This is a genomic window from Pseudomonas kulmbachensis (assembly GCF_963681935.1).
In the GTDB taxonomy this organism is placed as follows: domain Bacteria; phylum Pseudomonadota; class Gammaproteobacteria; order Pseudomonadales; family Pseudomonadaceae; genus Aquipseudomonas; species Aquipseudomonas kulmbachensis.
In genome coordinates this window covers 2066123-2090022 of sequence record NZ_OY817088.1, presented here as the reverse complement: position 1 = coordinate 2090022, position 23900 = coordinate 2066123, and the positions used below count along the sequence as shown (strand labels likewise).

General features: G+C 58.7%; 16 protein-coding genes. 13 read left to right on the top strand and 3 right to left on the bottom strand.

The features are described from left to right. Window positions 1-40 precede the first annotated feature (40 nt). Window positions 41-964, top strand: a complete 924-nt coding sequence (tal, locus tag U5A05_RS09520; RefSeq protein ID WP_321836198.1) for a transaldolase — start codon at window positions 41-43, stop codon at window positions 962-964. Between the two features lie 417 nt (window positions 965-1381). On the opposite strand, the gene U5A05_RS09515 is transcribed toward tal, so the two are convergent. After that, window positions 1382-2659, bottom strand: coding sequence for a serine/threonine transporter (locus tag U5A05_RS09515; RefSeq protein WP_261741859.1), 1278 nt, complete (start codon window positions 2657-2659; stop codon window positions 1382-1384). Window positions 2660-2886: 227 nt separating this feature from the next. On the opposite strand from U5A05_RS09515, the gene U5A05_RS09510 reads away from it, so the two are divergent. The 7 genes from U5A05_RS09510 to U5A05_RS09480 all read left to right on the top strand — a co-directional run bounded on the left by U5A05_RS09510 (window position 2887) and on the right by U5A05_RS09480 (window position 11655). Then, a complete protein-coding gene (locus tag U5A05_RS09510) occupies window positions 2887-3417 on the top strand; it encodes a DUF4946 domain-containing protein (protein ID WP_261741858.1) in 531 nt (176 codons plus the stop codon). Window positions 3418-3515: 98 nt separating this feature from the next. Next, window positions 3516-3962 carry a DUF411 domain-containing protein gene (locus tag U5A05_RS09505; protein ID WP_321836197.1) on the top strand — a complete coding sequence of 149 codons (447 nt, stop codon included), beginning with the start codon at window positions 3516-3518 and terminating at the stop codon, window positions 3960-3962. A 526-nt stretch (window positions 3963-4488) separates the two neighbouring features. Then, window positions 4489-6060 carry a glycogen synthase GlgA gene (glgA, locus tag U5A05_RS09500; RefSeq protein WP_261741856.1) on the top strand — a complete coding sequence of 524 codons (1572 nt, stop codon included), beginning with the start codon at window positions 4489-4491 and terminating at the stop codon, window positions 6058-6060. 61 nt (window positions 6061-6121) lie between these two features. Further along, window positions 6122-8203 carry a 4-alpha-glucanotransferase gene (gene malQ / locus U5A05_RS09495; RefSeq protein ID WP_261741855.1) on the top strand — a complete coding sequence of 694 codons (2082 nt, stop codon included), beginning with the start codon at window positions 6122-6124 and terminating at the stop codon, window positions 8201-8203. A gap of 27 nt (window positions 8204-8230) precedes the next feature. Continuing rightward, the gene (locus tag U5A05_RS09490) at window positions 8231-8458 is read left to right on the top strand and encodes a DUF2934 domain-containing protein (protein ID WP_261741854.1); all 228 of its coding nucleotides are present in this window, start codon (window positions 8231-8233) and stop codon (window positions 8456-8458) included. Window positions 8459-8601: 143 nt separating this feature from the next. After that, entirely contained in the window at window positions 8602-10755 is a 2154-nt protein-coding gene (glgX, locus tag U5A05_RS09485; protein ID WP_261741853.1) for a glycogen debranching protein GlgX, read from the top strand. Window positions 10756-10851: 96 nt separating this feature from the next. After that, complete coding sequence (locus U5A05_RS09480; RefSeq protein ID WP_261741852.1) at window positions 10852-11655, top strand: endonuclease/exonuclease/phosphatase family protein; 804 nt, start codon at window positions 10852-10854, stop codon at window positions 11653-11655. 14 nt (window positions 11656-11669) lie between these two features. On the opposite strand, the gene glgB is transcribed toward U5A05_RS09480, so the two are convergent. Beyond that, on the bottom strand, window positions 11670-13901 hold the full coding sequence (glgB, locus tag U5A05_RS09475; protein ID WP_321836196.1) for a 1,4-alpha-glucan branching protein GlgB: 2232 nt from the start codon (window positions 13899-13901) through the stop codon (window positions 11670-11672). A 549-nt stretch (window positions 13902-14450) separates the two neighbouring features. Between glgB and ccoG the strand changes: the two genes are divergently transcribed. Both ccoG and mapR read left to right on the top strand, forming a co-directional pair. Next, window positions 14451-15872: a cytochrome c oxidase accessory protein CcoG gene (gene ccoG / locus U5A05_RS09470; RefSeq protein ID WP_261741850.1), complete on the top strand. Its 1422-nt coding sequence runs from the start codon at window positions 14451-14453 to the stop codon at window positions 15870-15872. A 149-nt stretch (window positions 15873-16021) separates the two neighbouring features. Then, a complete protein-coding gene (gene mapR, locus U5A05_RS09465; RefSeq protein ID WP_261741849.1) occupies window positions 16022-17434 on the top strand; it encodes a GntR family transcriptional regulator MpaR in 1413 nt (470 codons plus the stop codon). 29 nt (window positions 17435-17463) lie between these two features. Here mapR and U5A05_RS09460 read toward each other — a convergent pair whose 3' ends face one another. Further along, a complete protein-coding gene (locus U5A05_RS09460) occupies window positions 17464-17874 on the bottom strand; it encodes a PA0061/PA0062 family lipoprotein (RefSeq protein WP_261741848.1) in 411 nt (136 codons plus the stop codon). Window positions 17875-18099: 225 nt separating this feature from the next. On the opposite strand from U5A05_RS09460, the gene U5A05_RS09455 reads away from it, so the two are divergent. Genes U5A05_RS09455 through U5A05_RS09445 form a run of 3 tightly spaced genes read left to right on the top strand, consistent with a single transcriptional unit; the run spans window position 18100 to window position 23873 of the window. Then, window positions 18100-21321, top strand: a complete 3222-nt coding sequence (locus tag U5A05_RS09455) for an efflux RND transporter permease subunit (RefSeq protein ID WP_321836195.1) — start codon at window positions 18100-18102, stop codon at window positions 21319-21321. After that, window positions 21311-22477 carry an efflux RND transporter periplasmic adaptor subunit gene (locus U5A05_RS09450; protein ID WP_261741846.1) on the top strand — a complete coding sequence of 389 codons (1167 nt, stop codon included), beginning with the start codon at window positions 21311-21313 and terminating at the stop codon, window positions 22475-22477. The genes U5A05_RS09455 and U5A05_RS09450 overlap by 11 nt, the downstream gene beginning before the upstream one ends. After that, window positions 22461-23873 (top strand): efflux transporter outer membrane subunit, encoded by a 1413-nt coding sequence (locus U5A05_RS09445; protein ID WP_261741845.1) that lies wholly within the window; start codon window positions 22461-22463, stop codon window positions 23871-23873. The genes U5A05_RS09450 and U5A05_RS09445 overlap by 17 nt, the downstream gene beginning before the upstream one ends. The last annotated feature ends 27 nt before the right edge of the window (window positions 23874-23900 follow it).

Below are 23900 nucleotides of genomic sequence, written 5' to 3'. Positions count from 1 at the left end.
AATCTGTACTGCCATTAATACCTTTTCGACAGAGACGCTCATGACTTCCAAGCTGGAACAACTCAAGCAGTTCACCACCGTGGTCGCAGACACCGGCGACCTCGACGCGATTACCCGTCTCAAACCTGTGGATGCAACCACCAATCCGTCGCTGCTGCTCAAGGCTGCAGCGATGCCCGGTTATGCCGAGCTGCTGCAAAACGCCATCAGCCACGCCAAGGGCAATGTGGGCCTGGCCTGCGATCATTTCGCGGTATCGGTAGGTAGCGGTATCTTGAAAGTGATACCGGGGCGCATTTCGACTGAAGTCGACGCCCGTCTATCGTTTGACGAGCCGGCCCTGCTGAACAAAGCCAACCAGTTGATCGAGCTTTACGACAAGGCTGGTGTAGGCCGCGACCGCGTCCTGATCAAGCTCGCCTCGACCTGGGAAGGCATCCGCGCTGCCGAGAAACTGGAAAAGGACGGTATTCAAACCAACCTGACCCTGCTGTTCTCGTTCGCCCAGGCCGCTGCCTGTGCCGATGCCGGGGTATTTTTGATCTCGCCGTTCGTAGGTCGGATTTACGACTGGTACAAGAAGTCCACCGGCACCGACTACACCGGTTCCGATGATCCGGGCGTGCAGTCCGTGACCCGTATCTACAACTACTACAAGGCCAATGCCTACAACACCGTGGTAATGGGCGCCAGCTTCCGCAACCTCAACCAGATCGAGCAACTGGCTGGCTGCGACCGCCTGACCATCAGCCCGGACTTGCTGGAAAAACTGGCTCTGGACGACGGTAAACTGGAGCGCAAACTGGCTCCAGGCCACGCGGGCGAACCGCGTCTGAACCTGAACGAAGCGCAATTCCGCTGGGCCTCCAACGAAGATGCAATGGCCACTGAGAAACTGGCCGAGGGCATTCGCCAGTTCGCCCGTGACCAGGAAAAACTAGAGGCGTTGTTGTCGGGTAAATAACCCACAACCTGTAGCGTGCTTGCTCGCGATTGATCGAGAGCAAGCACGCTCCCAGAAAGCCTCTTCAGAAACGGTACTTCATCCCCAGCATCAGATTGCGTGGAGCGCCGTAGTAATAATTTCGCCCATCCGCAACACCATCAATCGCTGTTGCTCAGTGAACAGCACATCAGCAGCACTGTCGGTATCGCGCAAGCGCCGCCGCAGCCAGTTCAACAGCCAACCGTGGTGATCGCAGCTAGGGTAAGTTCGACGGGGATGGCGACACGGGAACCCTCGGACGTGCTGGCAGCACACCACGAATAGGAATGGGTCGCAATAGTATTCACAGTACTGGCCAGACTCAAGCCTTGGGCGGCTTGAGCTGGACAATCACCGAAGTGTCGCCGCGCAGAACGGCGGCGACCGGGGCAAGCATCAAGGGATCAGCGAGTACACCAGCGACGAAATCGCGATCAGGCCCACAACAGTGACAAACACGTTGGAGATCTGCCCCGAATACTGACGCATGGCGGGCACCCGGCGGATCGCGTACATCGGCATCAGGAACAGAATGGCAGCAATCACCGGCCCGCCCATGGTTTCGATCATGCCCAGGATGCTTGGGTTAAGCGTTGCCACGGCCCAGCACACCACCAGCATGAAAGCAGCGGTCATGCGGTCGAGGTTTTTCGCGCCTGGGCGCTTGCCGGTTTTCAGTACCAGACCTTTAAGGCCTTCGCTGGCGCCGATGTAGTGGCCCAGGAATGACTTGGCAATGGCCACGAACGCAATCAGCGGCGCGGCAAATGCAATGGTCGGGTTGCTGAAGTGGTTGGCCAGGTAGGACAGGATCGACAGGTTCTGGGCCTTGGCTTCGGCCAGTTGTTCAGGCGACAGCGTGAGCACACAGCTGAAGACAAAGAACAGCACCATCACCACCATCAGCAGGTGGGCGCGGGACAGGATCTGCGAGCTGCGCTCGTCGGCGTTCGAACCGTAACGGCGCTTTTGATCCACGGCGAAAGCCGAGATGATCGGTGAATGGTTAAAGGAGAACACCATCACCGGAATCGCCAACCACAAGGTGTGCAATAAAGCCGAAGGCTCCGGCAGCGTGCTTGCGGTACTCAGAATGCCGCCATTCCAGTGCGGGATCAGAAACACCGCCAAAAACAGCAATGCAACGATAAACGGGTAGACCATCATGCTCATGGCCTTCACGATCACTTGTTCGCCGCAGCGCACAACGATCAGCAAGCCCAGAATCAGCACCAGCGACAGGATGGCCCGTGGTGGTGGCGTGATATGCAATTGATTAAGCATAAAACTGCCAACGGTGTTGGTCAGCGCTACGCTGTAAATCAGCAAAATAGGGAAAATGGCCAGGAAATACAGCAGTGTAATCACTGCACCGGCGCGCAGGCCGAAATGTTCTTCTACCACGTCAGTGATATCTGAGCCTTCGCGACCGGAGAGAACGAATCGGGTCAAGCCACGGTGGGCGTAAAAGGTCATCGGGAACGCCAGCAGCGCCAGAATCAATAACGGCCAAAAGCCGCCAAGCCCAGCGTTGATTGGCAAAAACAAAGTACCTGCGCCAATCGCTGTGCCAAACAGGCCCAGCATCCAGGTGGTGTCATGACGGTTCCAGCGACTCAGGGTCGCTGGGGTCTCGTCGAAGCGTTCGTCAACGCTGTTAGCCTGGTCATTCATCCGGTCGAATCTCCGCTAGCCGGTCGTTACCACGCAGCCGGGGCGGACAAGAAACACCTTGCTGACATCGCCCCAGCCATAAGAGGGGCGCGATTGTCCGGGATTAGACATAAGAAGCAAAGGTTTAGCTGAGCAATGGTCGAAAATGATGTCACGCTGCAAAGCAATACCTCGACACCTGTTGATACACTATTACTGTCAAAACTTGCCCAAAAGGCCCGATATCCATGCACTTTGCTCGCCGTTTACCTGTTTTTATCGGCTTATGCCTGCTCGCTGCGCTGCCCGTGGCCAACGCCGAAGGGCTGATGATTACCTGGCCCGCAGACTGGGAAGTGCAAGCCGTACCGCCTGCGACTGACGACACCAGCGTGCGCCAGCGAGCAGTGAAGAACGACGCCAATGGCGATCCGCAGATGGTCATGGAGCTGACCCAGTCGACCCTGGCACCTGAACACAAGGTCAATATGGAGGCGGTTTTGTTGCAGATGCGCAAAACCCTGCAACAGAACTTCGCCAAAGGCGGATACCAGAGTGCATGCAGCAAAATCCGCAGCAGCACGCTGGGCGGCCTGGATGCGCTGGAAACCACCTGCAAGATCACTCAGAACGGTAACCACGTCATCACTCAGACACTGGTAGCCGCCACTCAGGGCAACAGCGCTTACGCGCTTTCCTACGCGGGCCCCGCAGACGGTTACAAGGCCAACGAGCCAGAGGTGAAAGGTATTCGCGCCAGCTTGCGGCTGGGCCAATAAGCGGAGCACGCTGAACCTGACACAATTGTCATCTTGCCATCAGTTGCCTGACAGTCCCTATCGCTCAAGCTGACACTTTTTTCGTAAAGAGGAACTCGATGAAAACTCCATTGCGCCTTGCCGCTCTCTCGGCCCTGCTGTTTGCCTCAATGGCTCAAGCCGCCGAACAACTGACCATTGATGTGCATCGTGATGCCAACTGTGGCTGCTGCAAAGCCTGGATTTCTCACCTTGAAACCAATGGCTTCAAGGTCAATGACCATGTGGAAGCCGATATGAGCAGCGTGAAACAGCGCCTCGGCGTCCAGCCGAGACTGGCTTCGTGCCATACCGGAGTGATCGACGGCAAATTCGTTGAAGGCCATGTACCCGCCGAACAAGTGGTTGCCCTGACCAAGCGCAATGACCTCAAAGGGATTGCCGTACCGGGCATGCCCATGGGCTCACCCGGAATGGAAATGGGTGATCGCAAGGACGCGTACCAGGTGATCGGCCTGCGCAACGACGGTAAAGACCAGGTGATTGCCGAGTACCCCGGCAACTGAGATTTCAGTACCGAGCGCACTGCAATGGTGCGCTCGCCCTGTTATTGAAATCCTCTGGAGCATTGAGTGCACTGTAGCCGCTGACGAGGAACGAAGGCTGCGAGCTTTTTTGTCCCGTTCGCAAGATCAAGAGCTCGCAGCCTTCGTTCCTCGTCAGCGGCTACCAAAAAGTCCAGAGCTGCGCGACGTATTGACATAACAGTGACACACATCATGTGATAGAAAATTTATTACAACAAATATGCCCTTGTCCTACAAAAGTTCCGACTCCCACCTAGCACCTTGACCTATCTCTCCTACACTTAACGCTGTCGTGTGTACGGCGTTTTAACGTCGTATTTATATAAGTGAATCTTTAGCGCCCGTGATAGGTCAATTTCAAACAGGGTCGTCGCTTTTGGTGCATTCCTTGCAGTGCCTTATTTACCTTCTGGGCTTTTACGCAGGCGGGATGTGGCGGATCAGCAAGTGAGGACGTACCGGCCGGGTGGCCGTTAGGGATCAATAAATACAACGGGAGAGATTCATGATCAGTGCTGCTGCGCCAAATCAAGAAGAACGTCTGCACCCGCAAGTTATTAATGAGCTGATTTCATTGTCAGGCCTGGCCCCTGCCGGGAAGCCCGTGCAGGTACTGCCGAGCGCTAATCCCAATAAAAAGAAAGTGCTGTTTGTCACCTCCGAACTGGCCGATCTGGTGAAAACCGGCGGCCTGGGCGATGTGTCTGCCGCGCTGCCACGGGCCATGCGTCATTTACATGATGTGCGGGTGTTGATTCCCGGCTACCCACAAGTACTCAACAGCGACAACCCGATCCATATCATCGGCGAACTCGGTGGGCATGCCGCCCTGCCCGCCTGCAAGATCGGGCGCATGGACTTGAAGGACGGCCTGGTCATCTATGTACTGATTTGCCCCGAGCTGTATGAACGCGAAGGCACCCCATATGGCGCCAATAACGGCCGTGACTGGCCCGACAACCATATTCGCTTCGCCCGCCTGGGCCTGGCCGCGGCCGATATTGCGGCCAACCTGGCGCAGATTCATTGGCAGCCAGACCTGGTCCACGCCCACGACTGGCCTGCCGGGCTGGCCCCGGCTTATATGCATTGGCGCGGTCAGCGCACGCCAACGCTATTCACCATTCACAACCTGGCCTACCAGGGCGTATTCAGCCGGGCCTGCTGCCCGGAGCTGGGTATCCCGCACCATGCCCTGCAACAGGACGGCATGGAGTTCTATGGCAAGTTGTCGTTCCTCAAGGCCGGCATGGCCTATGCCAGCCACATCACCACGGTCAGTGCCACCTATGCCGCAGAGATCACCACTCCGGCCTTCGGTTGCGGCCTGGATGGCTTTTTAGCCAGCAAAACCCAGCAAGGGCTGCTGAGCGGTATCCCTAATGGCATTGATGAAAGCTGGGAAGCCACAACCGACCCCCATCTGATTGCCCCGTTCGGCATCGGCGACTGGGACGCCAAAGCCCTGAACACCGCCCATGTACGCAGCCTGTTTGAACTCAAACCCTCCAAAGGGCCGCTGTTCGCCGTGGTTTCGCGGCTGGTGTACCAAAAAGGCCTGGACCTGACCGAAGCCGTGGCCGCTTTTATCGTGGCATCGGGCGGACAGATCTGCATCATCGGCCGCGGCGAGCCGGAGGAGGAACAGGCCATGCGTGAACTGGCTCTGCGTTTCCCCGGTCAGATCGGGGTACGTATCGGTTTCAATGAAACCGACGCTCGGCGCATGTTCGCGGGCAGCGATTTCCTGTTGATGCCATCGCGCTATGAACCCTGCGGCCTGAGCCAAATGTACGCGCAACGCTTCGGTTCACTGCCTGTAGCACGCAACACCGGTGGTCTGGCCGATACCATCGAAAATGGCGTTACCGGGTTTTTGTTCGATGAATCCACCGTGGCCAGTTACGAGCAGGCTCTGAAGCGAGCATTCAAGGTCTTCAGCTACCCCGCGCTGTTTAACGCCATGCGTTGCCGCGCGATGGCAGCACCCTTCAACTGGTGCAAGGCGGTGGAACCCTACGCCGAGCTTTATGAACAACTGGTTGCCAAGTCACTGCTTCGCAGCGTGTCACCTTGAGCAATACCACCTGCGGATCTGCCTGACGTCCGATCATCTATCGCCACCAAGGGAACCGCCAATGAGTGAAGCGCAACTTGAAGTACTCGCTGGCCGAGCCGGGCTGGCCGTTGACTGGATCGATGCCAACGGTCAGCCACAAAGGGTTCAACCAAGCGCACTGGAAGCCATTCTGGCGGGCTTGGGCTTACCTGCCGACAGCGCCGAAGCTATCGAAACCAGCCTGCTGAATTTGCAGCTGGAACAACAGAACAAACGGCTGCCGCCATTACTGACCGCAGATGTGGGCAAGGCGCTGGATTTATCTCGTTATTTCCACCCCCACAGCCAGTGCGTCGTGCAGTTGGAAAACGGTGACTCCCTGGCGATCCAGCTGGATGCCGACGCGGTACTGCCGGGCATGATTCCCATTGGTTACCACCGGGTGCAACTGGACGATCAGCATTTCACCCTCGCCGTAGCCCCGGCCAAATGTTTCAGCATTGCCGATGCCCTGCATCAGGCAGCACCCCGTGCCTGGGGCCTAAGTGCTCAGCTGTATTCGCTGCATCGCCAAGGCGATGGTGGCTTTGGCGATACCCAGGCACTGGAAACCCTGCTGCGGGCGGCCGGTGAGCGCGGCGCGGATGCCTTGGCAATCAGCCCCCTGCACGCCATGTTCAGCAGCGCACCCAAGCATTACAGTCCGTATTCACCGTCCAGCCGTCTGTTCCTCAACAGCCTGTATGCCGCACCCGCCAGCATTCTGGGTGAAGAGGCGCTAAACAGGGCCATCGACGCTACGGGTCTGAAAGAAGAACTGCAGCGCCTGGAACAATTGCCCCTGATTGACTGGCCAGCCGTGACCCGGGCCAAACAGACACTGCTGCGCCAGCTCTACAATGACTTTTCCCGGGGCGAACATCCGCGCATGGACGACTTCGAGCGCTTTCGCGAACTGGGAGGCGAGGCACTGGAAAACCACTGCCGCTTCGAAGCCTTGCAAGAGCGCTGCGTGGCCGAGCATCACAGCCTCGATTGGCGCGACTGGCCAGAGCAATGGCGCAACCCCGACAGCCCGGCATTGCTGCACTTTGCCGAAGAGCACCAGCAGGTCATTGCGTATTACGCCTTTTGTCAGTGGCTGATCGCCCGCTGCCTGGCTCATGCACAAACCACGGCACGATCCAGCGGCATGGCTATCGGCCTGATCGCCGATCTGGCCGTGGGCGCTGATGGCGCAGGTAGCCAGGCATGGTGCAGACAGGACGAAATGCTGGCGCAACTGACCGTAGGCGCCCCACCCGATCAACTCAACCGTGCAGGCCAGGGCTGGGGGATTTCCGCGTTTTCACCTGAAGGCCTGAAACGTAATGGCTTCCGTGCCTTTATCGAAATGTTACGCGCTAACTTTGCCCACGCTGGAGGGCTGCGCATTGACCATGTACTGGGTTTACAACGCTTATGGGTAATCCCCCTGGGGGCACCGTCCAGCGAAGGGGCGTATTTGTATTACCCGGTCGATGACCTGCTGCGCCTGGTCACCCTCGAATCTGTACGCCATCAAGCCATCGTGCTCGGCGAAGACCTCGGCACGGTGCCGGACGGGCTGCGCGAAAAACTCAGCGAGCGGGCGATCCTCGGGATTCGCGTGCTGCTGTTCGAGCAAGACTACGGCGCCCGCTTCAAACCCATTCTGGACTGGCCGGACTATGCACTGGCCACCACCAGCACCCACGATCTACCCACTCTCAATGGCTGGCTGTGCGGACGCGATATCGACTGGAATGAACGCCTGGGGTTGATCGACCCTGTGGCTGCGCACCGCTGGCGGGAAAATCGCCAACACGAGTGCGAAGGTCTGGACCGGGCCTTGCGCCAGGACCCGCAAAACTTTCAGGAAGAAACCCAGGGCAACGCCCCGACACTGGACGCCAGTATCCGTTTTCTGGGGCACACCCGTGCACCATTGGTGCTGCTACCGATCGAGGACGCCCTTGGCCTTGAGGAGCAAGCCAACTTGCCAGGCACCGTCAGCGGCCACCCCAACTGGTGCCGACGCTTGCCGGGCGACTGCAACACGTTGCTGGACGCGATCGACGCCACGCGACGCTTCGAATTGCTGGCCTGTGCCCGCCAGCAAGCCCATGAACGAGATCGATAATTGCCCTACCACCCAAGGAGCTTTGCCATGAGTAACGACGACAAACATATTCGTGAGTTTGCCTACCAGATCTGGGAATCCGAGGGTCGGCCCGATGGCCAGCAGGAGCGTCACTGGGAAATGGCTCACAAACTGGCGCAGGCACAGGCACTGGCTCCATCCAAAACAGCACCACGGGCTACCAAAGCCAAGTCACCGGCTAAACCTGTCGCAGAGAAAAAGCCCCGAGCACCGCGCAAACCTGCTTCATCTTGAGCACAAAGCCCCACCTGTGGGAGCGGGCGTGCTCGCGATTCAAACACCTTGGTTGAGCAGGTTGACCGGGTTGTTGCAATCGCGAGCAAGCTCGCTCCCACAGGCCATTTACGTCTTCAATTGCGGTTGTGCAGGAGCAGGTCATGAGTAAACGTACGTCAGCACCTTTTACTGGCGACCCTTTGCGCATCCGCGAAGGCCGACCCTTCCCCTTGGGCGCTACGTGGGACGGATTAGGCGTCAACTTCGCCCTGTTTTCCGCCAATGCCAGCAAAGTCGTATTGTGCCTGTTCGACGCAGCCGGTGAGGTTGAACTGGAACGGATCGAATTACCCGAGTACACCGACGAGATCTTTCACGGCTATCTGCCAAACGCACACCCCGGACAGATTTACGGCTACCGCGTGTATGGCCCCTACGACCCTGCCAACGGTCATCGTTTTAACCACCATAAATTGCTGATCGACCCCTATGCCAAACAGTTGGTTGGGGAACTTAAATGGTCCGAAGCCCTGTTTGGCTACACCGTCGGCCATCCGGATGCCGACCTGAGCTTTGATGAGCGCGACAGCGCGCCATTTGTGCCCAAGTGCAAGGTGATAGACCCGGCGCACACCTGGGGGCAGGATCATCGGCTGGCCGTGCCGTGGGACCGTACGATTTTTTATGAAACCCATGTGCGCGGCATCAGTATGCGCCACCCCGCCGTACCGGATGAGGTGCGCGGCACCTTTGCTGGCCTGATGGTCGATGAGGTGGTCGAACACATGACCAGCCTCGGCGTGACCAGTATCGAGTTGCTGCCGGTGCACGCATTCGTCAACGACCAGCATCTGCTGCAAAAAGGCATGACCAACTACTGGGGCTACAACAGCATCGGTTTTTTCGCCCCGGACCCGCGCTACCTGGCCAGCGGCAAGATAGCCGAGTTCAAGGAAATGGTCGCGCGCCTGCACAAGGCCGGGCTGGAGGTGATTCTGGATGTGGTCTACAACCACACGGCCGAAGGCAACGAGCTGGGCCCTACCCTGTCCATGCGCGGCATCGATAACGCCTCGTACTATCGGCTGATGCCTGAAGACAAGCGCTTTTACATCAATGATTCCGGCACCGGTAACACGCTCGACCTGAGCCACCCGTGCGTCCTGCAGATGGTCACCGATTCACTGCGCTACTGGGCGCGCGAAATGCACGTCGATGGCTTCCGCTTTGACCTGGCGACCATTCTGGGGCGCTACCACGACGGCTTTAGCCAGCGTCACAGCTTTTTGGTGGCTTGCCGTCAGGACCCACTGTTGCGTCGGGTGAAGATGATCGCCGAACCCTGGGACTGCGGCCCCGGGGGCTATCAGGTCGGCGGTTTCCCGCCCGGCTGGGCGGAATGGAACGACCGTTTTCGCGATACCGTACGCGCTTTCTGGAAGGGTGACGAAGGCCAACTGGCCGACTTTGCCGGGCGCATGACCGGCTCGGCCGACCTGTTCAACCACCGTGGCCGCAGACCCTATGCTTCGGTCAACTTTGTTACCGCCCATGACGGTTTCACCTTGCACGACCTGGTGTCATACAACGACAAGCACAACGAAGCCAACGACGAAAACAACCAGGACGGCAGCAATAACAATATTTCGTGGAACCACGGGATCGAAGGGCCCACTGACGATCCCGAGATCAATGCGTTGCGCCAGCGCCAGATGCGCAACTTCATGGCCACCCTGCTCCTGGCTCAGGGCACGCCGATGCTGGTGGCGGGCGACGAATTCGCACGCACCCAGCACGGCAACAATAATGCCTACTGCCAGGACAGCGAAATCGGCTGGGTCAACTGGGAACTGGACAAGCCCGGCAAATCCCTGCTGGCGTTTGTCAAACGCCTGATCAAGCTGCGCATGCAGTACCCCATCTTGCGTCGCGGCCTGTTTCTGATTGGCCACTCCAGCGAGACGCCTGGAGTCAGTGACGTGACCTGGCTGGCAGCGGATGGCGAGGAGATGACCACCGAGCAGTGGCAAGACAGCCAAGCCCGCTGCCTGGGCATGCTGCTGGATGGTCGAGCGCAGGTCTCCGGGGTACAACGGGCCGGAGCCGACGCCACCTTGCTGATCGTGGTCAACGCCAGCCACGACACAATCAACTTCAACCTGCCCAAAGTCCCCCAGGGCATCAGTTGGTCATGCAAGCTCGACACCACCGACCCGTCAATCAAAGGGCCACAGCACCTGCCGTTCAACAAGGCCTACAGCGTCACCGGGCGCTCACTGGTGTTGTTTGAACTGCAACGACCTGAGGTGTCGTGACTATATTGATAAGCATCAAGTACGCCCCCATAAAAAGCGGCAAGCTGCAAACCCTGAACTTGCCGCTTTGAAACTGCCCCTGACAGAGGAGTGACCATGCCCACTGATGATGTTGTCGGCAACACGCTTTCATCTGCTACCACGGCAACAGCACCTGCTGTCCATCAAATCAAGGTGCTGACGGTCAATACGCACAAGGGATTCACTGTATTCAATCGACGCTTCATCCTCCCCGAACTGCGCGAGGCCGTGCGCAGCACCGGTGCTGATCTGGTGTTTCTGCAGGAAGTGCTTGGCGAACACGAGAAACACGCATCCCGCTACGAGGACTGGCCAGAAACCTCGCAATACGAATTCCTCGCCGACAGCATGTGGAGCGACTTCGCCTACGGCCGTAACGCCGTGTATACCAATGGCCATCACGGTAATGCCTTGCTGTCCAAGTACCCGATCAAGGCCTCGCGCAATCTGGATATTTCCATCACCGGCCCCGAGCGGCGCGGCCTGCTGCATTGCGAGCTGGACGTTCCCGGCCACGACAATGTGCATGCCATTTGCGTGCATTTGAGCCTTTTGGAAAGCCACCGACAGCTACAAATCGTACTGCTTAACCAGTTGCTCAAATCCCTGCCGCCCAATGAGCCGGTGATCATTGCAGGCGACTTCAACGACTGGAAACAGCAAGGCAATGCCGCCCTGCGCCAACGCGACGATCTGCATGAAGTGTTTGAGAGGCATCACGGGCAGTTGGCCAAAACCTACCCGGCGCGCTGGCCGCTGCTGCGTCTGGACCGCATCTACTTGCGCAACGCCAGCAGCCACAATCCCGAAATCCTCGGCAACAAGCCCTGGACGCATTTATCCGATCATTTGCCGCTGGCGGTTGAGGTGCATTTGTAATATTGAGGCGACCTTTACCCCGCCACCGGCCGCAATATCAACACCCCCAACGGCGGCAGGTTCAAGGCCAGAGACGAACCCTGCCCGTGACTGGGCAGCTCCTCGGTCACCACCCCGCCGCCATTGCCATAATCGGAACCGGCATAGACGGCCGAATCACTGTTGATCACCTCCTGCCAGGTGCCGGCCAGCGGCACCCCGATGCGATAACCCGCACGCGGCACCGGGGTAAAGTTGGCCACCACCAGTAATGGCGAACCGTCCTTGCTCCAGCGTAACCAGGCGTAAACACTGTTGGCCGCGTCATCACCAATCAACCACTGGAACCCTTGTGCCACGTCATCCTGCTCATGCAGCGCAGGTTGCTCGCGATACAAACGGTTCAAATCGCCAACCAGTTTCTGCACGCCCCGGTGCTCGGGGTATTGCAGCAGATACCAGTCCAGTTGCTGATCGTGGTTCCACTCGCGCCATTGGCCGAACTCACAGCCCATAAACAGCAGTTTCTTGCCCGGATGCGCCCACATAAAGCTCAGGTAAGCGCGCAAGTTGGCGAATTTTTGCCAACGATCGCCGGGCATCTTGTCGATCAGCGAGTGCTTGCCGTGCACCACTTCATCATGGGAAATCGGCAGGATAAAACGCTCGGTCCAGGCGTACACCAGGCCAAAGCTCAGCTCGTTGTGATGGTGCGCACGGTATACCGGGTCTTGCTGGATGTAGTGCAGCGAATCGTGCATCCAGCCCATGTTCCATTTATACGAAAAACCCAGGCCGCCCTGATCGGTACCTTGACTGACACCCGGCCAGGCCGTGGATTCTTCGGCAATCACCAGCGCGCCGGGGACTTCATGGGCAACCACGTCATTGAGATGGCGCAGAAACTCGATGGCCTCGAGGTTTTCCCGCCCCCCATAACGATTGGGCACCCATTCGCCGGATTTACGCGAGTAGTCGCGGTACAACATGGATGCCACCGCATCGACCCGCAGCCCGTCGATATGGAAGTGTTTGAGCCAGTGCAGGGCCGAGGCCAGCATAAAGCCATGCACTTCGGTGCGCCCCAGATTGTAAATCAGCGTGTTCCAGTCCTGATGAAACCCTTCAAGCGGGTTCGCATATTCATACAACGCCGTACCATCAAATTGCGCCAGCCCGTGGGTATCGTTGGGGAAATGCGCTGGCACCCAATCCAGAATCACGCCGATACCGGCAACATGGCAGGCATTGACGAACGCGGCAAAATCATCGGGCGAGCCAAAACGCGCCGTTGGGGCAAATTGCGACAAGGGTTGATAGCCCCAGGAACCACCAAACGGGTGCTCCATGATCGGCATCAGCTCGATATGCGTGAAGCCCAGTTGCTGCACATACGGAATCAAGCGTTCTGCCAGCTCAGGCCAGGTGTACTGGCGTGCTATTTCGCCAACATCATCAACCTCACACTGCCAGGAGCCCACATGCAGCTCGTAGATGGACAGCGGCGCATCATGGCGCTGAAGCTGCGCACGCGCTTGCATCCAGTCGCCGTCCTGCCAGTCGATGCTCAGGGGCGAAGCCACTTTTGACGCGGTATCAGGTGGCAACTGCGTGGCCAGCGCCACAGGGTCGGCCTTGAGCGGCAATATCCCATGGGCGCCAAGAATCTCATACTTGTACGCTTCACCTGCCTGCAAGCGTGGCACAAACAGTTCCCATACCCCGCTCGGATGGCGCAAGCGCATCGGATGGCGGCGCCCGTCCCAGCCATTGAAATCACCGACTACCGATACCCGCCGCGCATTCGGCGCCCATACCGCAAAGCGCACACCGGGCACGCCATCGACCTCGATCAATTGCGCGCCAAAGCAGCTGCTCAGGTCGCGATGATTACCTTCGGCAAACAGGTACAGATCCATTTCACCCAGCAACGGGCCAAAACTGTAGGGATCTTCGCTGGTCTGCACAGCATTGCCCCAGTCAACCTGCAGCAGATACCCCCGCGCCTGGGGAAAATGCCCCACATAAAGGCCGGGCACCTGCGAATCATCAAGGCGGCCAAGGACTTCACCGCCATCACGGGCGACCACGTTGACACTGACCGCACCCGGTAAAAAAGCCCGGATATACTGCCCGTCCTCGCCATCCCCATGAGGTCCCAATACCGAAAACGGATCGGGATGCTCTGCCCGGGTCAGCGCCTCGATATCCGAGATGTCGGGTAACGATGAGTCCTTCCCTTTACCCGTTTGCTTGCTCGAATCCATGCTGCTCTCCATCCGGTAAAGGTTACGCATGACCCAGCACGCGTTTTAGCCATCGACTTGAGCCGTGTCCTGCAACCCACAGACAGAGCAAAGACTAGCTGTTGTCAGACAATCTGTATCGTTTGATGACTCCCCAATGACCGACAAAAAAAGCTTGGGGCAGAACCCTGCACACTGCACTGTTTTCGCACAATAACAGTGCAATGTGTTGCTTTGAGGTCACGCGCACACCCGCAGGTACAGGCTGAAAAGGGTTGATGGTGGCCGCTGCAGGTATCAATGCAAAACACATGCACAGATTGCCCTTGTGAAGGTTCACTTCAGTGATTCGCTAATTTACTTGACCTTAATCAGCCTCAATCCGACACACCTGGGTTACAGGCGTAAAAGCCCAATAAAGCCGTGGCGTTGCCAGGGGTGCAGCCTATTGTCGCAGGCAGCTCTTGGAAACCATCTGATCCGGTTTTAATTCAAATAACTGAGTCTGTTATGCAAACAGTTCGCTGGGCATAGTGCGCATGCCTGATGGAGGCTGATGAGCGAAAGACCATGAGCGAACAAATTCCCGTCCAGATACTTGAATCATTTGAGGCTTCTCGACCAAGAGCCGCAAAAATCAAAAACAAGTCCAGCGACAACGTGATCCATACCCGCAGCTTCACTGGCCTGTTCCGCACCTTGCGAATAGTGGGTACAGGCCTGTTGTTTTTACTGTTCTTCGGCACGGTCTGGCTGACGTGGGATGGCCGTCAGGCGGTCCTGTGGGATTTGTCTGAAAGCAAGTTTCATATCTTTGGTGCGACGTTCTGGCCGCAGGACTTCATCCTGTTGTCGGCATTGCTGATCATTGCCGCCTTTGGCCTGTTTGCGATCACGGTGTTTGCAGGACGGGTGTGGTGTGGCTACACCTGCCCGCAAAGCTCCTGGACCTGGCTGTTTATGTGGTGCGAAAAGATCACCGAAGGTGACAGAAACCAACGCATAAAACTGCAAGCCGCCCCCTGGCGCCTAAACAAAATCCTGCGTCGCAGCGCCAAGCACACGCTATGGATCGCCATCAGCGTGCTGACTGCGCTGACCTTCGTGGGTTACTTCACGCCGGTCAGGCCGTTGGCCACTGAGCTGCTGACCCTCGAAATAGCCGGTATCAGCCTGTTCTGGGTCATGTTTTTCACCGGCGCCACCTACATCAGCGCCGGCTGGCTACGTGAAGCGGTGTGCATGCATATGTGCCCGTATGCACGATTCCAGAGCGTGATGTTCGATAAAGACACCCTGGCTATTTCCTATGACGTGGCCCGTGGCGAAAACCGGGGCCCGCGCAAACGCGGGGTGGAACCCAAACAGGCAGAACTGGGCGATTGCATCGACTGCTATATGTGCGTGCAGGTGTGTCCGACCGGGATCGATATCCGCGATGGCTTGCAGATGGAATGTATCGGTTGCGCTGCCTGCATCGATGCCTGCGACTCGGTGATGGAAAAAATGGGTTATGCGCCAGGCCTGGTGCGCTACACCTCGGAACACGAGTTGCAGGGCGGCAAGACTCACCTGCTGCGCCCACGCCTGATTGGCTACGCCGTGGTGCTGGTAGTCATGATCGGAGCGCTGGTGGTGGCCCTGAACCAGCGCACTATGGTGTCACTGGATGTGATCAAGGACCGCGGTCTGTTCCGCGAAAACAGCCAGGGCCAGATCGAAAACATCTATAGCCTTAAAATCATCAACAAGACCCAGGAGCCGCAGCACTATCGGGTATCGTTGCAAGACAGCGAGGACTTCCAGTTGCAGGGTAAAACCGAGCTGACCCTGGCCCCCGGCGAAATTGTCGATGTGCCGGTATCTGTCGCCCTGCTGGCCGACAGGCCGAAAAGCAGCTCACAAACCATCGAGTTTGTGGTTACCGACACCGATGAGCCAAATGTACGCAGTGTGGCGAAAAGCCGTTTTGTTGCCCCCTTGAATCGTTAGACTGCACATTTACTGGGTGGGAGCGGGCTTGCTCGCGATAGGATCACTGCGGCTTATCAGAAACACCGCAGCGCCTGTATCGCGAGCAAGCCCGCTCCCACAATCACAGCAAGCAGTGCCGCAAGCCCCTTCGGACCGAGCCTTACCCAATGAAACGCTACGAAAAATTCGCCGACGATATTGCCGAACTGATCCGCACCGGGGTGCTCGGCCCCGGTCAGCGCGTGCCTTCGGTGCGCTATGCCAGTCAGACCTATGGCGTCAGCCCCTCTACAGTGTTTCAAGCCTATTACCTGCTGGAGCGACGCGGCCTGATTCGGGCCAAGCCGCGTTCGGGCTACTTCGTCAACGCCAATACGCCGAGCCCGTTTTGCGAGCCGGTGTTCAGCAGCCACGTCACCGAGTCCACCCAGGTGGATGTCAGCGCTCTGGTGTTCTCGGTACTGGACTCGATCAAAGACCCGCACACCGTGCCGTTCGGCTCGGCTTTTCCCAGCCCGATGCTGTTTCCGCTGCAACGGCTTGCCCGTTCGATGGCCACCGCCAGCCGCGAGATGGACCCGCGCATGGTGGTCACCGACATGTCACCCGGCAACCCGCAACTGCGTCGGCAAATCGCCCTGCGTTATATGGTCGGCGGGCTGATGCTGCCCATGGAAGAACTGCTGATCACCAATGGCGCGCTGGAGGCCCTGAACCTGTGCCTGCAAGCCGTCACCGAACCCGGTGATCTGGTGGCCATTGAAGCCCCGGCGTTTTACGCCTGCCTGCAAGTGCTGGAGCGGCTCAAGCTCAAGGCCGTGGAAATTCCGGTACACCCCCGTGACGGCATCGACCTCGGGGTGCTGGAGCAAACCCTCGAGCGCCATCCGATCAAGGCCGTGTGGTGCATGACCAGCTTTCAGAACCCGATCGGCGCGACCATGCCCGAGGCCAAGAAACAGGCGCTGGTCGAATTGTTGCGCGGCCATCAGGTGCCGCTGATTGAGGACGATGTGTACGCCGAGTTGTATTACGGCCAGCACGCACCGAAACCGGCCAAGGCCTTTGATACCGAAGGCCTGGTGATGCATTGCGGCTCGTTCGCCAAGAGCCTGGCTCCGGGCTATCGCATTGGCTGGGTGGCTGCAGGGCGTTACGCGCAGAAAATTGAACGTCTGAAACTGATGACCTCACTGTGCGCCTCGATGCCTGCCCAGGCTGCCATTGCCGATTACTTGCAGCATGGCGGCTACGATCGCCACCTGCGTAAATTGCGTTATGCCCTGGAAGAACAACAGAGCGCGATGCTGGCGGCGATTGCCCGCTACTTCCCGGCCCAAACCCGCGTCAGCCAGCCCTCGGGCGGGTATTTCCTGTGGTTGGAACTGCCCGAGCAGATGGACTCGCTCAAGCTGTTCCAGATGGCTCTGGCCCAAGGCATCAGCATCGCGCCGGGGCCAATATTTTCGGCCACCCAGCGCTTCAGGAACTGCATCCGCCTGAACTACGGCAGCCCGTGGGACCCCGCCTGCGAAAAGGCCATGGAAACATTGGGCAAGATCGTAAAATCATTTACCTGATGCACTCATCCTAGTAGCAGGCACAGGCCTTACCCCGGCATACAGTTGAAGTCCGCCGTATGCGCTACTTCCTTGCCATGGCCATCGACCAGGCTCGCGCTGACTTCAGGCCCCAGGCTCGACTCGATCAACTCGTAATGCTCACCAGCCTTGAATCCGGTGTAATTGACCTTGCCCTGACAATCCACCTGGTTTTCATCCCCCGTGGCGCCTTCAAACAAGGTCACGTCCAGGCGGTGGGCGCCGGGGGTGACTTCAAAGTAGCGACCATCATTGATGTTCTTGCCGTCTACGCGCTCGGCCATCAGGTCACTGTTGCCCTCTTCTTTAAGGCCGATCCAGGCTTCGCTCGGGTCTTGCTTGGGCATAGGCCCGGCACAGGCCGACAGCAACAACACCAGGCTCAGGGTCGGAATCAGCAGCAGCGGTTTAAGAGTCATCACACGTACGCCTCGTAGAAAAAAGCAAAAAGTACGACAGGGATAAAACCTGCCCCGTCGAATAGACCTCAAGCTTGGCGCTCATCGAGTCTGCGGCCAAATGAATGAAAATGAAGGGATTTTCAGGCAGTTCCTAAAGGAACCTTCACGTTACTGAAAGCTGATCGTTAGGTTTGGACGGGGAGACTGCCGAGGTTTGCAATTCCACTCCTCGGAGGTTCAGGCATGCTCGGGCTGGTAAAGACCGCACTGCACAAGCCCTACACGTTTATCGTGCTGGCGATTTTCATCTGCATCATCGGGCCCCTCGCGGCCGTGCGCACTCCCACTGATGTGTTCCCTGACATTGGCATTCCGGTGGTCGCCGTGGTGTGGCAATACACCGGGCTGGCGCCTGCCGACATGGCAGGACGGGTGATTTATACCTATGAGCGATCACTGAGCACCACAGTCAACGACATCGAACATATCGAGTCGCAGTCATTGCCCGGTATGGGCATCGTGAAAATTTTCTTTCAGCCAGGCGTCGATATCCGTACCGCCAACGCACAAGTGACCGCCGTGTCACAAACCGTGCTCAAGCAGATGCCGCCGGGTATCACCCCGCCGCTGATTCTTAACTACAGCGCCTCAACGGTGCCGATCCTGCAACTGGCGTTCTCCAGCCCTACGCTCTCGGAAGCAAAAATCCGCGACCTGGTGCAAAACAATATCCGCCTGCCACTCAGTTCCCTGCCCGGCCTGGCCATGCCCACCCCAATGGGTGGCAAGCAGCGCCAGATCACCCTTGATCTTGATCCACAAGCACTGGCAGCCAAAGGCCTGTCGGCACAGGACGTAGGCAATGCATTGGCGGCGCAGAACCAGATCATCCCGGTGGGCACCGCCAAGCTCGGCACCTATGAATACACGGTGCTGCTCAACAACAGCCCCAAGGCCATCGATGAGCTGAACGACCTGCCGATCAAGACCGTGAATGGCGCGCTGATCACCATCGGTCAGGTGGCCCACGTGCGTGACGGCTCACCGCCGCAAACCAATATTGTGCGCGTGGACGGCCATCGCGCCGTGCTGATGCCCGCGTTAAAGAACGGCAATATCTCGACCCTGTCCATCATCGACGGGATCCGCGGGATGCTGCCGCGCATCAATGAAACCTTGCCGCCATCCCTTAAGACCTCGCTGCTGGGCGACGCCTCGGTGTTCGTCAAACAATCGGTGGGCAGCGTGGCGCAGGAAGGGATCATTGCCGCCTTGCTGACCAGCGCCATGATCCTGCTGTTTCTCGGCAGTTGGCGCTCCACGCTGATCATCGCCGTATCGATCCCGCTGGCCGTGCTCTCGGCCATTGCCCTGCTGGCCCTCAGCGGGCAAACCCTGAATGTCATGACCCTGGGGGGACTGGCGTTGGCGGTGGGGATTCTGGTGGACGATGCGACGGTGACCATCGAAAACATCAACTGGCACCTTGAGCAAGGCAAGTCAGTGCGCGATGCGATTCTCGATGGCGCCAAACAGATTGTCGGCCCGGCATTCGTGTCGCTGCTGTGTATCTGCATCGTGTTTGTGCCGATGTTCATGTTGCAGGGAATTGCCGGTTACCTGTTTCGCCCCATGGCACTGTCGGTGATTTTCGCCATGGGTAGCTCGTTTATTCTGTCGCGCACCCTGGTGCCAACCCTGGCTATGTTTCTGCTCAAGCCACATGTGCCGGAGCAAGGTGCCGGGCATCATCCGGAAGACGGCTACATCAACCATCACGAGGGCGATCAGCACAGCAAACAGCACTCGGCGCCGGTGCGTGCGCTGCTGAATTTCCAACTGGGGTTCGAACGCCGCTTTTCAGCCGTGCGGGATGCCTATTACGGTGTTCTGGAACTGGCGCTGGCCAATCGAAAACGCTTTTTGCTGGGTTTTATGGCTTGTGTGCTGGCCTCGTTCGCATTGCTGCCAAGCCTGGGCCAGGACTTTTTCCCGGCTACCGATGCCGGAGCGCTGGCCCTGCATGTGCGCTTGCCACTGGGCACCCGTATCGAAGAAAGCGCCGCCGACTTCGACCGCATCGAATCACGGATCCGCGAAATCATCCCCGCCGAACAACTGGACACGGTGATCGACAACATCGGCATTCCATTGAGCGGTATCGATATGGCCTACAGCAGCAGCGGCACTATCGGCCCACAAGACGGCGATATTCAAATCACGCTCAAGGCAGATCACAGCCCCACTGCCGACTTCGTTAAACGCTTGCGCGAAGCCCTGCCCGAAAGTTTCCCCGGCAGCCAGTTTGCCTTTATGCCCGCAGATATCAGCACCCAGATCCTCAACTTCGGTGCTCCAGCACCACTGGACGTGAAAATCTCCGGGCGTGACGACGCGGCCAACCGCGCCTATGCCCTGGAACTGCAACGGCGCTTGCAGCACGTGCCCGGGATTGCCGATCTGCGCATTCAGCAGTCGGTGGGCTACCCGTCGCTGCAAGTCAACGTGGACCGCCTGCGCGCCAATGGCCTGGGGATTACCGAACGCGATGTCACCAACAGCATGGTGGCGTCTCTGGCCGGCAGCTCTCAGGTGGCTCCGACCTTCTGGCTCAACCCGCAAAACGGCGTGTCTTACGGGGTGGTTGCGGCAACCCCGCAATACCGTCTGGACAGCCTGCCGGCCCTTGAAGCCTTGCCGATAACGGGCAGCAACGGCCAGTCACAAATCCTTGGCGGGCTGGCGACCATCAGCCGGGTTGAAAGCCCCGCCGTGGTCACGCACTACAACATCCAGCCGACGCTGGATCTGTACGCCAACATTCAAGGCCGTGATTTGGGCTCAGTGGCGGCGGATGTGCAAAAGGTCATTGATGGCGCGGCCGACCTGCGCCCAAAAGGCGCAACTATCAGCCTGCATGGCCAGATCGACGCCCTGCATGAAGCCTTCAGCGGCTTGAGCTTCGGCTTGCTGGGCGCGGTAGTGCTGATCTACCTGCTGATCGTGGTCAACTTCCAGTCCTGGGTCGATCCGTTTGTGATCATCACCGCCCTGCCCGCAGCCTTGGCCGGGATCGTGTGGATGCTGTTTCTCAGCGGTACTTCGCTGTCGGTGCCTGCATTGACCGGGGCCATCCTGTGCATGGGCGTGGCCACGGCCAACTCGATTCTGGTGGTGAGCTTTTGCCGAGAGCGGCTGGCCGAACATGGCGATGCCCTCAAGGCCTCGCTCGAAGCAGGCTACACGCGCTTCAGACCGGTGTGCATGACCGCTCTGGCGATGATGATCGGCATGTTGCCACTGGCCCTGTCAGAAGAACAGAACGCCCCGCTCGGACGCGCCGTCATTGGCGGTCTGATGCTGGCCACCGTTGCCACCCTGCTGTTCGTGCCCGTGGTGTTCAGCCTGGTGCACGGCCGTGAAAAAAATCGCGCTGTTGCTGGAGAAACTTCCCATGTCGTCTGATCAAAAACCCTCGCGCAAGCGCTTGATGTACTTGGGCATCGGCGGCCTGACGCTGGCCGCCTTGTTGGTAGCCAATGGCCTGGCAGCACGCAGCCGCCACGAACATGCGGTGAGCCAATGGACCGAAGCGGCCGCCCTGCCGATTGTCAGCGTGTTCCAACCGCTGCAAAACGCCCACGGCGACACCCTGCGCCTGCCCGCGCACCTGGAAGCCTGGAGCAAAGCGCCAATTCATGCCCGTGTCAGTGGCTACCTGAAAAGCTGGCAAACCGATATTGGCAGCAAAGTTGAAGCCGGGCAGATACTGGCCGTCATCGACAGCCCTGATCTCGATCAACAACTGGCGCAGACCCGCGCCCATATGGTGCAGGAACAAGCCAATGCCAGGCTCGCGGCCACGACCGCCACGCGTTGGCAAAACCTGCTGGCCAGCCATTCCGTATCGCGTCAGGAAGCCGACGAGAAGCAATCCAATGCCGCCGCAGCCAAGGCCAATGCCCAGGCTGGCGAAGCTGATTACGCACGCCTCTCTACCTTGGAAGCCTACAAAACCATTCGCGCGCCATTCGCCGGAACCATCACCGCGCGCCACACCGATATTGGCCAGTTGATCAAGGCCGACACCGACACCGATACCGAGCTGTTTGACATCGCCGACACCCACCAACTACGCCTTTACGTGCCGGTGCCGCAGAACTACGCCAGCGTGATCCGCCCTGGCATGCAGGTGCAACTCAGCGTGCCGGAGCATCCGGGGCAAACGTTCAGCGCCAGCCTGATTGGCAACTCGACCTCGATTGACCAGCGTTCGGGCACCCTGATGGCGCAGTTTGTAGCGCAAAACCCCGGCGACGCCCTGATGCCCGGGGACTACGCCGAAGCCACCTTGGCAATCCCGGCGGACACCCACGGCGTCAGTATTCCGGCCAGTGCGTTGATCTTCCGCGCCCAGGGCACCCAGGTCGCCGTACTCGACAGTGCGCACCATGTGCATTTGCAGAACATCCATATCGGCCTGGATCTGGGCGAGCGGTTGGTGATCGACCAGGGCCTAAAGGCTGCCGACACGGTAATCGACAACCCGCCCGACGCCTTGCGTGAAGGCGACCCGGTGAAACTGGCCGACGCAGGAGCCTCCCATGCAGCCAAGGCTTAAACGTGGAGCCCTGTTATTGGCCCTGGCGTTGCAGGGCTGTTCCCTGGCGCCCACCTATAAAACCCCTGTCCTGGATTTGCCCACGCATTACCGTGAGCAAAGCAGCGACGGACCGTGGCACAGCGCGCAACCTGCCGATCAGCTGTCGCCCCAGTGGTGGCGGGTGTATCAGGATGAACGCCTGAACACCCTGCAACAGCAATTGCTCAAGGCCAATCCAGATCTGGCGGCGGCACTGAGCCACTTCGATGCGGCGCAGGCTTATGCCAGCCAGTTGCACGCGGGGTTGTTCCCGCAAATAACGGCTAGCGGACAACCTTTGCGCCAGCGTCAATCGGACAACCGGCCTTTACGCGGCACGACTCAACCATCGGTGTACAACAGCAATACGGCCGGATTCGCGTTGAATTTCGACCTCGACCTGTGGGGCAAAATCCGTAATCAGGTCGCAGCTGGCGATGCCCAGGCCCAAGCCTCGGCGGATGATCTGGCTGTGGCGCGCTTGAGCCTGCAACACCAGCTTGCCAGCCTGTATGTGCAACTCGACGGGCTGGATGCGCAACAGCAAATTCTGTCCAAATCGCTGGATGACTACAGCCAGGCCCTGCAACTGACCCGTTCGCGCTATCAGGGGCAAATTGCCTCTGAACTCGACTTGACCCGTGCGCAAAGCCAACTGGCCGAAGCCGAGGCGCAACTGGACGACGTGCGCGCCCAGCGCAACCTGACTGAACATGCCATTGGCGAACTGGTGGGCGAGCCTGCCAGCAATTTCCAGCTAGCTGCCAGTGAGCACCGATTAAGCCTGCCCGATCAGCCGCAAACCTTGCCCAGTACCTTGTTGCAACGCCGACCCGACATTGCAGCCGCCGAGCGCCGAGTATTTGCCGCCAACGCCGCAATTGGCGTGGCAAAAGCGGCCTGGTATCCGGACTTCAGCCTGACCGGCCTGCTCGGCGGACAAACCCAGGGCAGCGGTAATTTACTGGCCGCAGGTAATCGGTTTTGGGCACTGGGGCCGCTGATCAGCCTGCCGATTTTTGATGGTGGCAGGCTCGATGGCCAGGAGCGCCAGGCCAAGGCCGAATTTGAAGAAGCCTCGGCTCACTATCGCAGCCAGGTGCTGCATGCGGTGCGTGAAGTCGAGGATAACCTCGCCCAGTTGCGCGATCTACAACAGGAAAGCCTCGACGAACAAGCGGCCGCCAATGCCGCCGAACACACCCAAGCGATCGCCACCAACAGCTATGAAGCCGGGGCCGTGAGCTATCTGGATGTGGTGACCGCGCAGACCGCAGCGCTGCAAGCCCAGCGCCAGGTACAAGCTCTGCGCACCCGGCAGTTGCAGGCCAGTGTGGGATTGCTGACGGCGTTGGGGGGTGGTTGGAAGGGTTGAGGTATATCCCGTATCAGTGGGAGCGAG